This is a genomic window from Pantoea sp. FN0307 (assembly GCF_050113815.1).
Taxonomy (GTDB): domain Bacteria; phylum Pseudomonadota; class Gammaproteobacteria; order Enterobacterales; family Enterobacteriaceae; genus Mixta; species Mixta alhagi.
The window spans coordinates 1-16,848 of sequence record NZ_JBNJSO010000005.1; the positions used below are offsets into that span (position 1 = coordinate 1).

Genomic DNA, 16,848 nt, shown 5'->3' on the forward strand with positions numbered 1-16,848 from the left:
ACCGACCGCTACGGGCGCATCAAGGTGAAGTTCCACTGGGACCGGGAGTCGAAGGGAGACGAGACGAGCTCGTGCTGGGTGCGGGTGTCGAGCGCGTGGGCGGGCCAGGGCTACGGCGGGGTGCAGATACCGCGGGTGAACGACGAGGTGGTGGTGGACTTCATCAACGGTGACCCGGACCGTCCGATAGTGACGGGCCGGGTGTACAACGCGGCGAGCATGCCGCCGTGGTCGCTGCCGGGGGCGGCGACGCAGATGGGGTTCATGAGCCGGTCAAAGGACGGGACGCCGGACAACGCCAACGTGCTGCGCTTCGAGGACCGGGCGGGCGAGGAGCAGGTGTGGATCCAGGCCGAGCGCAATATGGATACCAACATCAAAAATGATGAGACCCATATCGTAGGTGGCAGCCAGACGGTCAACATTGGCAAAGATCATACCAGTAAAGTGGAAGGCAGCTATGCGCAGATGACACAGGCGACGCGCAGCGAACTGGTTGGCGGTGATTATGAACTGAGCTCCGAGGGCACGCTGACGCTGGCATCGGCCAGCTCTATCCAGCTGGTTTGTGGCGACAGCATGCTGATTATGAACGAGGCGGGTGATGTGATGCTGCAGTGCAACACCTTCTCTGTGAATGCGGCTGCTCAGGGAGAGATCAATACTGGCGGCACGCTCGATTTGAATATCAAAAAGCCCGGCGGCTCGATCTCTTTTTCACCGATGCCGGATCAAATTAAAGAGCTGGTCAGCACGGTATTTAATAAAAACAAAGGAAACAGCTAATGAGTCAGCCAGTGCAATATATTCTGACGGAAGGCACCCTGACGTTGCCGGAAGCGGCGCAGGATGAAAGCGTCACGATCCTTAAGCTGCCGCAGGCACGCGCAACGCTGGTTATTACCCGCGCGTTTAACGTTAAGCCTGGTGAAGAGAAGCAGTATATTCAGCAGCAGCTGGCGAAGGTAAAACGTGACATGAAGAAATTTGTGGCGGAGGAGCCGCAGGCGGCGCAGCTTGGCAGCCTGCCCGCGCAGGAAGTCGCGTTTCATTTTCAGAACCAGCAGGTCACTGTTCATCAGCGCCTGCTGACCATCATGCTCAGCGATCATTTACTGGCGTTAACCCTGAGCCGAACGCTGCCTTTTGATGAGGCGGCGCTGGTGATGTGGCAGGCAATAAAAGCAGGTTTTATTCCTGCTGAGGCCGGGGAGGCCTGAGCATGGCGGATGAATTGATTGCCGCAAGGATGGACGATCCGCTGGTGCACAGCTCGGCGCTGGCTGATTTCGCCAGCGGCCTGGTTGAGGGTGCCATTTATTTAGGTATTTACGCGGCCGCGACTGCCGTCAGCGCTACCGGCATTGGCGTTGCAGTTGGCATTGCTCTGACTGTCGGGGCAATGGCCAGCGGTATTCCTGAACAGATCGGCAACAAGGCCGGAGAGCTGGTTGATTCCGCTCTCGATTTTTTTGGGCTGAAAGGCCCGCCGGACGCCAAAATCACCAGCGGCTCGGATAATGTGCATATCATGGGCAAGCCGGCGGCACGGGCTGCCGGTACCGTCGATCATGCCTTTCTGAACTCGCCTGCGGCAGATCAGGATGACAGCCTGTCGGCAGAGGATGTGGTGATGATGGTGGCGGCAGGCATCTCAGCCACCGCTTCGGCCGTGCTGCATCCGGGTAAAACGGCGCAGGCGCTGGCGGAAGGGATCACTCATATCGATGGCGATGACGTAAAAAATTACTTCAGCAATATCTGGAAGAATCTGACGCAGCCGGTAGTGGAAAGCGCCAGCCCTTACGCCACGCCTGCCCCAAAAGATACGGTTCTGTGCGCTAAAGGTCATCTGGCGGAAAACGCTAACTTCCTGGCGGAAGGGTCGCGCAAGGTCTTAATCAACGGGCAGCCTGCGGCGCGTAATGGCGATCGCAGTACCTGCGAGGCCAAAATCGAGGTGGCGGAGAACCCACGCGTACGCATCGGCGGCGGCGGCATTGTGGTGCGCGACATTCGCAGCGGGAAAAACGCCATGATGTATATGCTGGGCGGGCTGATGGGATCAGGGCTGCGCGAAGGCATGCGCCTGCTGCAAAATATATATCAGGAAATTAAATTTGTACGCATGTTGCGTAACGCCGCCTGTCCACTGGCAGCAGCGGGCGCACAGGCGGCGGCGACGGAAGGCGCGGTACAGGCGGCGGGCCTGATCGCCAGCAAGGCGGTACAGACGGCGCATCCGGTGAATATCGCTACCGGAGCCAAGATCCTTGCCGGACAGGAAGATCTTGATTTTTCACTGGCGGATCGCATTCCGCTTCTCTGGCAGCGCGTTTATCACAGCCGTAATACCGCAACCGGGCTGCTCGGCACCGGCTGGATGCTGCCGTTTGAAACCCGTCTGCTGCAGCGTATAAACGGCACGACCAGCCTGTTTTTCTGGCGTGATATCACCGGCCGTGAGCTGACCATCGGCGCGATAAATCCCGGTGAGGTGATCCACTGCCAGGAAGATGGCATGACCCTGTGGTACAGCGCGCAGGGATCGATTGTGCTGCAAAGCGATCTCGGTGAATTCCAGCTCTATGAGCCGGATCCGCAACGTGCCGGCGAGTGGCGTATCACGCGCATCTGCGATCGTCATGAAAACTGCCAGCACTATGCCTACAACGACGCGGGTCAGCTTGTCAGCATCTCCGGCGACAATGAAGCGCTGACGGTCACGCTGAGCTATGAATCGCGGCATGGCCGCCTGGCCGCCGTTCACCAGCTATGCGGCGAAGATCGTTATTTACTGGTGGGCTACCGCTATAACGATTGCGGGCAGCTGATCGCCGTGGAAGATGCGGACGGCATCGTGACGCGCCGGTTTGGCTGGGATCGGGCCAGCGATCGTATGGCATCGCACAGTTATGCCACCGGCCTGAGCGTGGAGTATGAATGGCGTCCGGAAGCCGGCGGCGCAGAGTGGCGCGTGGCGGAGTACCGGGTATGCGACGGGCAGCAGAACGTGCTGGAGCACTGGCTGATCGATGCGGACGAGCAGGCCAGAACCGCCACGGTCACCTGCCTGTCCGGCGGCTCGACGGTACATCACTGGGATCATCTTTACCGCATTACCCGCTACACCGACAGCTACGGCGGCGAATGGCATTATCACTGGACCACGGACGGCGAGCTGCTGAAGGCGACGGTCGATCCCGACGGCAACCGCTGGGAATATAACCACGACCCGCGCGGCAACCTGACAATGGTGCGCGATCCGCTGGGTCAGGCCACCTTAACCACCTGGCATCCGGTGTATGCGTTTCCGCTGAAAGAGGTGCTGCCGGACGGCGCGGTGTGGCAGTACGGCTACAACAACCGGGGCGACGTCACTGAACTCACCGATCCGGCGGGCGGCGTGACCCGTTTTGCGTGGAACGATCAGGGCGATCTGATCGAGCGGATCGACGCGCTGCAGAACACCCACCGCTACGGGTGGGATGAGCGCGGCCAGCTGCTGCGCGATGAAGACTGCTCCGGCCACCAGCGCCACCGTATCTATGATGAACGGGGGCGACTCATCAGGCTCAGCCGGCCCGGCGCGGGCAGCGAGCAGTGGCAGTGGAGCACGGCCGGCAGGCTGGCGGCGCACATCCGCGCCGACGGACGCGAAACCCGCTATGACTACGACAGCGCGGGTCTGCTGAGCGGCAGCAATACGGACGGCTTTTCAGAACGCAAAGTAACGCGTAACGCCCGCGGACAGGTGGTAACGGAGATCGATCCGGCCGGGCAGCAGGTGCGCTACCGTTACGATCGTTTTGGTCGCCTGCAGGCGCTGATAAACCCGAACGGCGACAGCTGGCGCTTTGAATATGATAACGGCGAGCGGCTGCTGGCGCAGTATGACTGGGCGGGACGGCGCACCGCTTACCGCTATACGCAGCAGGGCCAGGTGGCTGAGGTCACGCGCGAGCCGCTGCCGCAGGCGGACGGCACGCCACCGGCGCAGGTCACGCGCTATGACTATGATGCGCTGGGCCGCCTGGTTCTGAAACAGACGGCGCAGAACCACACGGAATATCTCTACGGCCCGCGTGAAGTAAAAATACGCCGGGCTTCGCTGAGCGCCTGGCAGCAGGCAGCAGCAGACGGTGGAGTGCCGCAGTGGGCGGAGACGCTGCGCTTCAGCCGTGACGCGTCGGGGAACCTGACGGCGGAAGAGAACCACGGCGGCCGCTGGCAGCATGAGTATGATGCCCTGGGCAATCTGCTGGTGACCACCGCGCCGGACGGCAGCGCGCTGCACCACCTGCGTTACGGCAGCGGGCACCTGCTGCAGATGAATCTGCATCACAACGGCCTTAACACGGATATTGCCGGTTTTGAGCGCGACAGCCTGCACCGTGAAATCCGCCGCAGCCAGGGGGCGCTGACGCTGGAGACGCGCTACGACGCGGCGGGGCGCATCACGCTGCGCGACAGCCGTCGGGGACAGGCGCTGGTTTTCGGACGGCGCTACCGCTGGGATCGTCTTGATCAGATTATTCAGGAGAACATAACCGACGGCGACGCGGGCGAAGGGAAGTACCGTCAGCAGCTGTGGGGCTATGATGCGGCCGGTCAGGTGACGCGCAGCGCAGGCGCGACGCAGGAGGAACGTTTCAGCTGGGACGCGGCGGGCAACCGCACGGCGGCACCGGGCGAAACGGTGTGGCATAACCTGCTGCAGCGGCTGAACGGCATCCGTCTGGCGTATGACGGCTTCGGCCGCCTGGCGGAGCGGCGCGACACGCGGCACGGGCTGACGCAGAATTTTGGTTACGATGAGGAAAACCGCCTGACCACGGTGGAGCTGGAAGGGCACCGCGAGTACCGGCGGGCGGAGTACCGGTATGACCTGCTGGGCCGCCGCACGCACAAGCTGCTGTACCGTCACGACAGCGCAGAGCCGGAGGTGATTACCTTTCAGTGGAACGGGCTGCGGCTGGCGGGCGAGGCGGGCAGCCACGCGCCGGGCAGAAAAACGCAGTACGTTTACAGCGAGGGCTCATGGGAGCCGCTGGCGCGGGTGGACAGCAGCGCGGCGGGCAGCGAGATGTACTGGTACCACACGGAGCTGAACGGCCTGCCGGTGCGCATGACGGACGCGGAGGGTGAGACCGTCTGGCAGGGCGGGTTCAGTACCTGGGGCGAAACGCAGCAGGAGCAGAGCCACACGCCGCTGGCGGTGCCGCAAAACCTGCGTTTTCAGGGGCAGTACCTGGATAGAGAGACGGGGCTGCACTACAATCTGTTCCGGTATTACGACCCGGCGACGGGGCGCTACACGCAGCCGGACCCGATAGGGCTGGCGGGCGGGCTGAACACCTATGCGTATGTCGGCGACCCGCTGGTGTGGGTGGATCCGCTGGGGTTGAGTGGCGATAATGTATTTATACATTACACTGATAAAGCTGGTTTTGAGAGTATAATGAAGACAGGTGTTCTCGAAGCGAATGCTAAGGGCAAGGTCTATATTACAGATATATTAATGTCTCCGAAGGATGTTATGAGGGATATTCTTATCAATGATCCTAAGCATGTAGGGCGAGGAGATTATGCGATTATATTTAAAGCAGACTCTTTTCAAATGAGTAATATAAAATCCTCTTCTGCTCTTGAGTATATACACTTGGGCAGAATAAAGCTGAATGATGTACTATATTCAGGAACCAACCCATACTCGATAATATCTAAAATGGATTATGAGACGCGTAGGAAATTAACTGCAAACCAGATTAATGTAAGAGGTAAGTGCCGTGGCTGAAGATGAGAAAAAAATAACTATTACACAGGATGAGATTAGTGCGTTAAAAAAACTCGTTATGTATGTTAAATTCTCTTGTGATGATGTCGAATCATTACAATATGCAGGAAGTTATGCGGTTAATAGCTTCTTTGATAAGCTTATTGAAGTTGATTACCTTGGTGAGTATGAAAGGGAATATTATAGCAAAAGAAATTTAGATAATGAAAGTGTCATAATGAATAAAATAGAAAGATATCAAAATGAATCTATTAACAAAATGAGTCAAGATACATTGCAAGAAGTATTTAGGGAATGTCTTTACCCATTTACATCTAAGTGACTGATATTATTATTTTTATGCAATAAAAAAGAGAGGGTTCTGTCAGTAATTTTGTGTAACTGTCATCGTATTAAAGGTGATCGCTCAGGCGGTCGCCGAACTCAATAATAAAGTGACTCACTGCCAGTCGCCAGTTCTGGAACGGTCTGCTGAATTAGGCGTCGGTACAGGAGGACATAAAAATATGATGATTGAATTGGAAAAAATAAATAAGAACTTTAAGTTTGAAGTAAAAAAGCTGGATCAACAAAGTCCGAAATAGAGGGGCTGCAGGTTTTTGTCATTGGTATAGGTATTCCAGACGAGTATACAGATTTCATTTCTAAAATTTCTGAAGTTGAAATCTTAGTAAAAAATAATTCTTACATTAGGATATGGGGTGCTAAAGTCTGTATGGAAATGAATGAGTCCTATAACATTCAAAAAATATATCAAGTGCATTAGCTATTGGTGATGAAGACGGTCAGACCATTTTTTATGCGGAAGGAAATCATGGTTATGGCCTATATAAGGTGGGGTTCGGTAATCTTGATATAGATGATGCTGTCTTCATCGCCCCTTCGCTTCATGATTTGCTAATTAATGGGGCTGGCATTGAATAGCTAGTATAAATAATGATTTTTTTTTAAATAAAAATACCTTTATGCTTCCGTTTAGGGAAGCGAGTTCAACATGAAGCGAGTGCCAGATTTGCACGGCATGGAGTTATTCTTTAAGAATAAACAGCCATGCATCCATTATATCTATAGGTGTACCAAATAAACGAAAGTGCTATTGCTAAAGCAATGTCTGGCAAAGTAATGTATTACAAATTTATCTATTTATAAGAAACCGGAAGGGATATTAAATCCTTCTGGTTTCTTATATTCAGCTGCCAGGCACTAAGCTTAGACACTTCTCCGTTATCGACCGATTGGCCAACCTCAAAATCTACCCTAACATTCGTTCATCATAAATATTTAGCACCGGTGTAATAACTCTCTTTATATCATCAACTGCCCTATCTGCTGGTGACCACCGCGCCGGACGGCAGCGGGCTGTACCGTGAAATCCGCCGCAGCCAGGGATCGCTGACACTGGAGACGCGCTACGATGACCATGGGTCACGTAACGCGCAGTGTGGGCCCGGCGCAGGAGGAACGTTTCAGCCGTGACGCGGCGGGCAACCGCACGGCGGCACCGGGCGAAACGGTGTGGCATAACCTGCTGCAGCGGCTGAACGGCATCCGGCTGGCGTATGACGGCTTTGGCCGCCTGGCGGAGCGGCGCGACACGCGATGCGGGCTGACGCAATATTTCCGCTACGATGAGGAAAACCGCCTGACCACGGTGGAGCTGGAAGGGCACCGCGAGTACCGGCGGGCGGAATACCGTTACGACCTGCTGGGCCGCCGCACGCACAAGCTGCTGTACCGTCACGACAGCGCGGAGCCGGAGGTGATTACCTTTCAGTGGAACGGGCTGCGGCTGGCAGGCGAGGCGGGCAGCCACGCGCCGGGAAAAAAAACGCAGTACGTTTACAGCGAGGGCTCATGGGAGCCGCTGGCACGGGTGGACAGCAGCGCGGCGGGCAGCGAGGTGTACTGGTACCACACGGAGCTGAACGGCCTGCCGGTGCGCATGACGGACGCGCAGGGTGAGACCGTCTGGCAGGGCGGGTTCAGCACCTGGGGCGAAACGCAGCAGGAGCAGAGCCACACGCCGCTGGCGGTGCCGCAGAACCTGCGTTTTCAGGGGCAGTACCTGGACAGAGACAAATCTGCCGGGAGCAGATTTGAACAGCGCTTCAGCGCTGGCCCCGAAGGGGCGAGCCTCATGGATGAGGCGAGTATTCGGGGCTGCACTACAATCTGTTCCGGTATTACGACCCGGCGACGGGGCGCTACACGCAGCCGGACCCGATAGGGCTGGCGGGCGGGCTGAACACCTATGCGTATGTCGGCGACCCGCTGGTGTGGGTGGATCCGCTGGGGTTGAAAGGTTGTAGGGTTCGTGAAGGCGATGGTATAACCCACGATATCGTTCTTGAACTAACTAAGAAACAATATAAACAAACATTTGGTCATATTGAAGATGTAATTAATAAAGGCAATAGAGACATATTTACTATTAGCCGAGTATCTGCGGCAAGAAATAGAAGCCAATCTTTAAAAGGCTATCCTACTAAAAAAGGTTATGATAGAGACGAATTTCCAATGGCAATGTTTAAAGAAGGAGGCAAAGGAGCGAGTGTAAGATATATTGATCCAAGTGATAATCGTGGTGCTGGTTCTTCAATAGCAAATGCTCTTAAAGAGTTCCCTGATGGAACTAAAGTGAAAATTTTAGTGATTTAAAGGAGAAGTGATGAATTTATTTTATATGTTGGAGAAGTTGAGGGAAGAAAGTAAGGGAATAGAAAACTGTTTGAAAGTGATTCCTACCAAAAATATAAAAACAGAGAAGGCTATTGTTGAATCTTTGACGAAGTTAGCGTATTTTTTGTTCGTTAATGATGAGAATAATGATGTAATTTTAATTTGCGATGAGCTCAGTAAAATAGAATTTAAAAATGATTATGACTATTGGACATGGGTCGAGTATGCCTTAGCTCTTAGAGCAGAAATTTCAGAGCAGAATGGAAATAAAATAAAACAAGTGGAGTCTGTTAGATTAATAGAGGATGCTTTAATTTCTGGTGAAGGATTACCAAAGAAAATCAGAGGTAATGTTCATAAGAGATTCATGGATGGTGAAGGAGTTGCTTTAAATTCGAATGAGGAAGAAGAAGGTTTAGATGCCAGGCTAATTTATTTAATGAGGTTAATAAAGTTAAAATCGCTCGGAGGATCTGAGAAATACACCTTGGTAAAAGCTTCTGTTAATATAATTGAAAATAAAAAAATAATGAAAGGCATGTTTGAAACTAAAGCGAAAGGCATATCTTTACTATTTAAATGATATTGTAAAGTATGATCATTTAATTATTTGTGGCTCGTGTTGTTATGGCCATAATATGTTATGGGGAAGTTGATTTTTAATTATGTTCAATGGAATGCAATGACCCATCTTTATCCATAAATAGACGATATTTAATAAATGCAGGGCGGTTTTGTTGACAATGAAATCAATTTGTTTGTTTAAAAAATGAATTTTATCGAACATTTGGATAAATTAATTAAGGATAGCGGAGAGGAATCGCTATTTACTGGAGTAGTCGATGATTCAACTATCAAAAAGTTTGAAGCTATTCTTGGGGTACCATTCCCCAAATCATATAAGGAATTTATAAAAGAATATGGTACTTTATCATTCTGTGGTGATACTTATTATGGTATTACTGGGAAAGGGAAAGATGAAAAAAGGATTCCTTGCGTGCTTTTTGTTACGCAGAAAGCCAGAGGGCAAGGTCGAAAATTTGTAGATCCTGCTCAACAGCAGGAAGGTACAAGTAAATATCAGTTTGTCGATCTTTCTGCCTCTGCAGGTATAGATAAAAATGACATGGGTAAATTTTTAAAAGGAAAAGGTATTCTTGAAGGAAAAGAGCAAACATATTTAGATGCTGCTAAAAAGTATAATATTAATGAGGCATATCTCGCTGCTCATTCATCTCTGGAAACAGCAAATGGAACCAGTGAGTTAGCAAGTGGGATAAATATTAATGGGAAAAAAGTTTATAATATGTATGGTATTGGCGCAGTTGACGGTGATGCGATAAATTCAGGTGCTAAATATGCATATAAGATGGGGTGGGATACACCAGAAAAGGCAATAGATGGTGGAGCAAAATGGATGTCTGAGAAATTCATTAATAACGGAAGTTATGGTCAGAATACATTATATAAAATGCGCTGGAATCCAGCTTCGCCCGGAGTACATCAATATGCTACAGATATCAATTGGGCAGTAGCGCAGACGAAAAACATAAAAATATTTTTGATTCATTCCCAAATACCAAGTTATCATATGATATACCTCAATATAAATAACTTTAAAAGGCAAGAAGATGGTAAGAAAAATACGTGTTTTTTCATTAATTATTTTAGTTATATTGTTAATTCCTACTGGTTATTCTTTTGCTGGAAGCAGTCTTGCAGAGAAAGCTAACGCTGATTCAATCTTGCCATTAAATAGTAATGACTATTCGGCGATGATAAAGGGGGAAGTTTTTTCTCTGGGCGACAAATGGGATGAAATAAAAAAGAATAATGCCGGAAAAGAGTTGAGTAGCAGTTATGTGGGTGAAGTTACAATTCAGGATGCTTCATATAAGTTCTTCCAACATAATTATAGCGGATACTCTATATTTAGTTCGAATATTTATTATAACAAGGTGGGGCGCGATGTTGATGATTATATTGTTTCACAAATATCATTTAATAATGCTTCTACTATTAAGACATATCGAGGTATACAAGTTGGCGATAGTTTAAAGAGCGTCATGAGAAAGTATGGTTCAGGGAAGGAGGATAATACCGATAATGAAAAATGGATTGATTATCAACTTGGTGAAAAGGTTTATCCTTTCAGATAGAAAATAATAAAGTAATAAACATAATGATGGCTATTTCAAGTGGTAATGAAAATTGAATCATTATTTTTTTAAAAATGCGGTAAAATAACGCTGATTTTTTTAATTGTGATGGTGGGTTTCTTCATGAATTACTCTTTTAAATAAAAAGGAATTTAAAATGATAAGGAATTTTATACTGGCGTTGCTTGTTATCTTGATGCAAGCATCGCCCGTTTCTACGGCAAGTGTTCTTAGCATTAGTCAATATGCTACAGAATATAGTAACGTGAATGTTTTGAATGATGACTCAATCAAGCACATATTAAAGACGGTGCTTTCTAAAGATTATGAAACATTTATAGGCAATTTTAATGTGGTCGACAGGCGCGAAGAAACCGCTGATGGCGGGTTATCAAATATAATAAATTATAAGAGTAACCAGAGTGAATCTGATGGTATACAAAAAGACATTGCACAGTGGGTATTTCAGTTTGAAAACATGCAGTTTCAGACACCATCATCTGAAGCTGGCAGCGCAAATATTGAATATTTTAAGACTAAAAAGTTCGATGTTAAGATTTCCATTAACTGCCAGGGTGAAATTAAATGCAATGACGCCATATATTATGGTAGACGTATAAAAGATGGAGCTGAATTAACGTTAAAAGGGAAGGTTGCCCGTGCCTCATGTCATGAACGGCATTGCCCGATATTATCTTTCATTTTCGGTAATGGAAACACCCAATATATACTGAGTAAGATTGATAATAGTTTATTGGTTATAGATGATAATAAAATAATTATTGATGAAAAAGGAACCTGGAATAAAAATATTCATAAAGTCAGTTTTGATAATTCTTTTAATGGGCGCTGGAGCGGTGAGGTTAGCGGCAAGGATAATCAGAACCCTGAGTCAACGATGTCGCTTTGGTTGAAAGAGAATAATGGGATTGTAACCGGGCAATACTGTTTAATATATAATTATGGTAAGCGCATTGATTGTACGGATGATGATGAAATTAACATCGCCGGTTATGTAATCGGGGAAAATAGAGCTATTATCAACTTTGATACCTGGTTTAATGAAAAGGGTGGCAAGGCAGAAATCTCCCTGCAAGGTAATAAGGCTATCTGGAAGCTGTTAAAAAGACCTACTAATAATCAATATTATCTCCCTGATTCTTATGAGTATACCAGAGAGTAAATTAGCCGCCCTGACCCAGTATATTAAATTTTAAGCCTGATATGTTCGCGCTGTGCGCAAGGATCCACTATGAAATATTCTCTTCAGGAAGCCTCTTTTTCCTTATTCCCCACAGCATGGCAGGACGCCACTATTAATATCCTGCGTGATGAAGAAAGCGGCCTGTCGCTGGTAATTAGCCGTGGCCCGATACCAGACGAAAGTGATTTTGAACAGGAATTTCATCGTCAGTGGGAAACATTGCGTACGCAGATGGGCGATGTGCAGCAAAGCGCCTTTGAACGTGTCAGCGTCGGGCCGGAAAACAACATTCGCGCCGTGGAAGTGGAAACCGCGTTTACCCGTAACGGTCAGCAGCTGTGGCAAAAACAGCTGGCGGTACAGGTAAGCGGCCAGCCGGTGATGCTGATCTTTACGCTTTCTGCTCAGCGCCCCTTCAGTGAAGAAGATACGCCGCGCTGGAACGCGATTAAACAAAGCCTGACGCTGAACGCTAACCGGAATTCGTAAGGTATGAGTGACAACAATGCGGCCCGTCAGGGCGACGAAATCATCCACTCCAGTGTTTTTGCTGATATCACCAGTATCGTGGCGGAAGGTGCCGCCTATGCGTTAATCGGTGCGGCTGTAGCCGCGGCGGCAACCGTCGCCGCACCTGCGCTGGGGGCTGGCATGGCGGCGGCAGGCGTTGCTGCCGTGGGATCCAGCTGCGTGCTGAGCGGTATTATTGGCGGCGTGCTGGCGAACGTGGCCGGCATCACCGATGACATCAGCACGGCCGCCGACGGCATCGGTAATTTTTTGTTTCCGCCATCTCCGGCAGGAAAAATTATTACCGGCGCCAGCAATGTTTTGATTAACAGCCTGCCCGCAGCCCGTGCAGCAGGGGCACCTGTGGCAGGTAATACGCCGCCGCCTGAACCGCAGCCGCCAGGTAGCTTTGCCGACTATGGCGGCATGCTGCTCTCTGCTGCTCAGCAGTTTGGCAGTGAAATGTGGCAGCCGACCGTCGCATCAGCAGCTGCAGGCGCTTCGCCGCTGGAGCAGGATAAAGTCGCCTGTGATAAACATGCTGGCCCGCAGTATCTGGCGGAAGGATCTAAAAGCGTTTTCATTAACGGGCAGCCCGCCGTCCGTGCGAAAGATCGCACCACCTGTGAAGCCACTGTCTCGGATAAGGTCTCGCCTGATGTGATTATCGGCGGCGAGACGCTGACGGTACGCGATATCAAGAGCGGTAAAATGGCCGGGCTGGCGATGACCATGATCGCCCTTTCATTGATCCGTGGTCGTCCCGGTACAATCCTGAAAAACATGCCCTGCGCACTGGCGGCAGCGGGCGGCGGCATGCTGGCGGATATGGCTGTTAATGCGGTATTTGCTTCGTCGCATCCGGTACATGCAGCAACGGGCGTGAAGGTATTGAATGACGAGAACGAACTCGATTTCTCCCTGCCGGGACGCTTTCCGCTGCGCTGGCAACGTAGTTATAACAGCCTTACCACGCGTAGCGGACTGTTTGGCCCTGGCTGGGCCACTGCTTTTGACAGCTGGCTGAAGCTGGAAGGGGACAAAGTCACCTGGTTCGATGAAACCGGTCGTGAGCTGCGCTTTACGCTTCCTGTGGTTAACCAGGCTTTTTACAGCATCAGTGAAGGGATCATTGTCCGGCGCAATGAGAGCGGCGACGTGGCCATTGCGGATGACGACGGGGCGACGTGGCGGCTGTTCAAGCCCACACGTGCTAACCCTGCCGTGCTGAAGCTGGCCTCGCTCAGTGATGAGTATGGCAACAGTCTGGAAACCGGCTGGGACGAGCACGGACGGCTGGTGCGTATCCACGATGAGCCTCGCGCCATTGACGTTACGCTGGCCTATGAGGATGAGCGCTTCCCTGAACGTGTCACCGCCGCCAGCCATTTTGACGGAACGCACCACTGGCCGCTGATGACCTGGCGATACGACGCACGCGGGCAACTGGCCGCCGCCACCGATGCTAGCGGCGTGATCACGCGTGAATATCGTTATAACGATCAGGGGCTGATGATCTGGCATCGCCTGCCGGGCGGGCTGGAAAGTGAATATCGCTGGGAAAAGTTCGATCACTGGCGGGTAGTGGAAAACCGTACCAGCACCGGCGACGGTTGCCATATCGCCTATGACATCCCCGCAGGGCTGACTACCGTCACGCAGTATGATGGAGAGACTCGTCAGCACTACTGGAACGCGCAGGGGCTGATTACCCGTTTCGTCGATGAGCGCGGCGAGAGCTGGCGTTACGAGTGGGATGAGAACGAACAGCTGACGCGGCGCATCGATCCGCTTGGTAATGTCGTCAGTTTTGTTTATGACGAAATGGGTAACCGGGTACAGGAAACGGACGCTGACGGCAATACGCAGACGACTCGCTGGCTGGAACACCGGGCGCTACCCGCCTCCATCAGCGCGCCGGATGGCGCAACCACCTGGTTTTATTATGATGAACACCATGGCCTGGCACGGATTGTCGATGCACTGGGGCAGAGCACGCTTTACCGTCGTGACGACTATGGCCAGGTAACCGAGGAGGTTGATGCGGCTGGTAACACGCGTTATCAGGAATATAACGAGGCGGGGCAGGTTATTCGCGCCACCGACTGTTCCGGTCGCATAACGCGCTGGCGTTACCATCCGCTCGGTTGGCCTGAAGTGGTGATTACCCCTGACGGCGAAGAGACGCGTTATCGCTATGATGCAGCCGGACGCCCGGTGCAGCTTGAACGTGCGGAGGGCTGGCAGGAGTCGCTCAGCTGGAGCAGCAACGGCCTGCCGCAGGCACATGAAGCCGCAGACGGAAAACGCAGCGAGTTCAGCTATGACGCAGCCGGGCGTTTGATTGCCACGCGTAATGCGCTGGGCGAAGAGGTCCGCCGCAGCTGGGACAGCCGCGGCAGGCTGACGGCGTTGCATAACGAGAACGGTGAAGCTTACCGCTTTCGCTGGGGTGCTGACTCGCTGCTGCTGGAAGAGGCCGGGCTGGACGGGATGATCACCCGTTACGGTTATGATGCCTGCGGGCGCACGGTTTCGCGTACCTTTGCAGCCGGTCATCCTGAAGCCATTACCCACACTTTTTCCTGGAGCGCAGCCGGTCAGCTGCTGGCGCGCACCACGCCGGAAGGGTAGACGCGCTGGCATTATACCGGCAGCGGGCTGCCGGGACGCATTACGCAGCATGCAGCGCTGGGCGATAATGCCTGGAGCCGCGAAGCCGAGCAGGAGCTGACGTTTGAGTATGATGCGCTGGGGCGCGTTATCAGCGAGCAGGGCGAAAACGGCGCGCTGAAGCGCACTTACGATGCCCTGGGTAACCGCACCGTGCTTGAGCTGCCGGACGGGCGTCAGCTCAAGCACCTTTATTACGGCAGCGGCCACCTGCTGAGCATTGCGCTGGACGGCCTGCCGGTCAGCGACTTCACGCGCGATGAGCTGCACCGCGAGGTGAGCCGGACCCAGGGGCTGCTGACCAGCCGCACGGCGTATGACCGTCTGGGACGGCTACAGCGGCGGGACGTGTTTACCGGACATGCGCAGCGTCCGGCTCCGCGTCGCTGGTCACGGCGGTGGGACTATGACTGGCGCAACCAGCCGGTGCGTGAAGAGCGCAACGATAATCCGTTTAATGCCACCCGCTGGCAGTATGACGGCAGCGGGCGGCTGCTGACGCAGGATGGCATGCAGCAGGAGCAGTGGCGCTGGGATGCGGCGGGCAACCCGCTAGAGCAGGCAGCGTTGCCGCCGGTGCGCCATAACCGGGTGACACAGCTGAACGGCATCCGCTGGCGGTATGACCTTCACGGGCGCACCACGGAAAAAGAGAGCGCGCGGATGCGCTGGCGCTACCGTTACGACGGCGAACACCGGCTGACGGAAGTGCTGTGTGAGCCGAAGGACCACAACAGGCCACAGACGCAGGTGAGCTTCCGCTACGACCCGCTGGGCCGGCGCATCAGCAAAACGCGCCGCCAGCTGCTGAACGGGCAGCCGCAGGGGAAAGCGGTGACCACGCGCTTCGTGTGGGACGGCTTCCGTCTGCTGCAGGAAATTCATGACGGGCTACCGCTGACGTATGTCTACAGCGATGAGGGAAGTTACGAGCCGCTGGCGCGCATTGATGGCGTGACGGACCCGGAGATTTTCTGGTTTCACTGCCAGCCGAACGGCACGCCGGAGCGGCTGACGGATGCGGAAGGGGAGCTGCGCTGGGAAGCACAGAACAGCGCCTGGGGTAAACTGCTGCGGGAAACGCCGCTGCAGGGGCCGGGATTCGCACAGAACCTGCGCATGCAGGGGCAGTATCTTGACCGGGACACCGGGCTGCACTATAACCTGTTCAGGTACTATGACCCGGACAGCGGCCGGTTTACCCAGCCCGACCCGATAGGGCTGGCGGGCGGGCTGAACCTGTATCAGTATGCGCCGAATGCGCTGGGGTGGATCGACCCGTTAGGATTGTCATGCAAGAACAGTTGGAATAATTTTCAGAGCAAAACGAAAGGGATTTTCTCCTCTAGAAGAGCCGCTGCTAAGGCCTATAGATCAGTAAAAGGGAAGATAAAGCCAAACTTTCCAAACCCGGCATCATATTTAGATGTATCGCACATAAGGCAGCATTTAGGGCAATTTAGTGGCGGAGTATCAAAGATCACGTGGGGGGTTAACCGCGCTGAAATTGGCCCTCCCGGTGGGCATTTTGTCATGCCGAAACATGTTGCAGATGATCTTATTGCGAAATCAGGAGGGAATGTTTCTAAGCTTGAACATTTGCTTGGCCTAAGCCCTGGAGACCTTGGCGATGCACCTGTAAGGATTGATATTCCGAATCCTACAGGATTACGAATGCCCTCTGGTAATGAGCCAGGAGCAAACGAATTCTGGCTTCCGGGCGGAAAAACTTCAGGAGGGATCCCAGAAGCAGTTATTGACCAGACGCCTGTATCCGAGGCGATAATAAACAAGCTAACCAAAGCTAAATTATAATTTTTATGAGA

At 52.4% G+C, this 16,848-nt stretch carries 9 protein-coding genes and 2 pseudogenes; all 11 read left to right on the plus strand.

Annotation, left to right across the window (positions count from 1 at the left end; genetic code table 11):
• The coding region (locus ACQE3Z_RS14815) for a type VI secretion system Vgr family protein (RefSeq protein ID WP_426974385.1) at window positions 1-786 on the plus strand (786 nt) is incomplete at its 5' end.
• The gene (locus ACQE3Z_RS14820; RefSeq protein WP_426974386.1) at window positions 786-1,220 is read left to right on the plus strand and encodes a DcrB-related protein; all 435 of its coding nucleotides are present in this window, start codon (window positions 786-788) and stop codon (window positions 1,218-1,220) included. The genes ACQE3Z_RS14815 and ACQE3Z_RS14820, both read left to right, overlap by 1 nt.
• A gap of 2 nt (window positions 1,221-1,222) precedes the next feature.
• Window positions 1,223-5,797 carry an RHS repeat-associated core domain-containing protein gene (locus ACQE3Z_RS14825; protein ID WP_426974387.1) on the plus strand — a complete coding sequence of 1,525 codons (4,575 nt, stop codon included), beginning with the start codon at window positions 1,223-1,225 and terminating at the stop codon, window positions 5,795-5,797.
• Complete coding sequence (locus ACQE3Z_RS14830) at window positions 5,790-6,119, plus strand: hypothetical protein (RefSeq protein WP_426974388.1); 330 nt, start codon at window positions 5,790-5,792, stop codon at window positions 6,117-6,119. The genes ACQE3Z_RS14825 and ACQE3Z_RS14830 overlap by 8 nt, the downstream gene beginning before the upstream one ends.
• Before the next feature lie 1,101 nt (window positions 6,120-7,220).
• Window positions 7,221-8,455, plus strand: a pseudogene (locus tag ACQE3Z_RS14835) (RHS repeat-associated core domain-containing protein); the annotation flags it as partial.
• A 10-nt stretch (window positions 8,456-8,465) separates the two neighbouring features.
• A complete protein-coding gene (locus tag ACQE3Z_RS14840; protein ID WP_426974389.1) occupies window positions 8,466-9,059 on the plus strand; it encodes a DUF6707 family protein in 594 nt (197 codons plus the stop codon).
• A 186-nt stretch (window positions 9,060-9,245) separates the two neighbouring features.
• On the plus strand, window positions 9,246-10,208 hold the full coding sequence (locus ACQE3Z_RS14845; RefSeq protein WP_426974390.1) for a glucosaminidase domain-containing protein: 963 nt from the start codon (window positions 9,246-9,248) through the stop codon (window positions 10,206-10,208).
• A gap of 13 nt (window positions 10,209-10,221) precedes the next feature.
• Window positions 10,222-10,635, plus strand: a complete 414-nt coding sequence (locus ACQE3Z_RS14850) for a hypothetical protein (RefSeq protein ID WP_426974391.1) — start codon at window positions 10,222-10,224, stop codon at window positions 10,633-10,635.
• 157 nt (window positions 10,636-10,792) lie between these two features.
• Window positions 10,793-11,818 carry a hypothetical protein gene (locus ACQE3Z_RS14855; protein ID WP_426974392.1) on the plus strand — a complete coding sequence of 342 codons (1,026 nt, stop codon included), beginning with the start codon at window positions 10,793-10,795 and terminating at the stop codon, window positions 11,816-11,818.
• A 69-nt stretch (window positions 11,819-11,887) separates the two neighbouring features.
• Window positions 11,888-12,328: a DcrB-related protein gene (locus ACQE3Z_RS14860; RefSeq protein WP_250651751.1), complete on the plus strand. Its 441-nt coding sequence runs from the start codon at window positions 11,888-11,890 to the stop codon at window positions 12,326-12,328.
• Window positions 12,329-12,331: 3 nt separating this feature from the next.
• Window positions 12,332-16,837 (plus strand): annotated as a pseudogene (locus tag ACQE3Z_RS14865) (RHS repeat-associated core domain-containing protein).
• Window positions 16,838-16,848 lie beyond the last annotated feature (11 nt).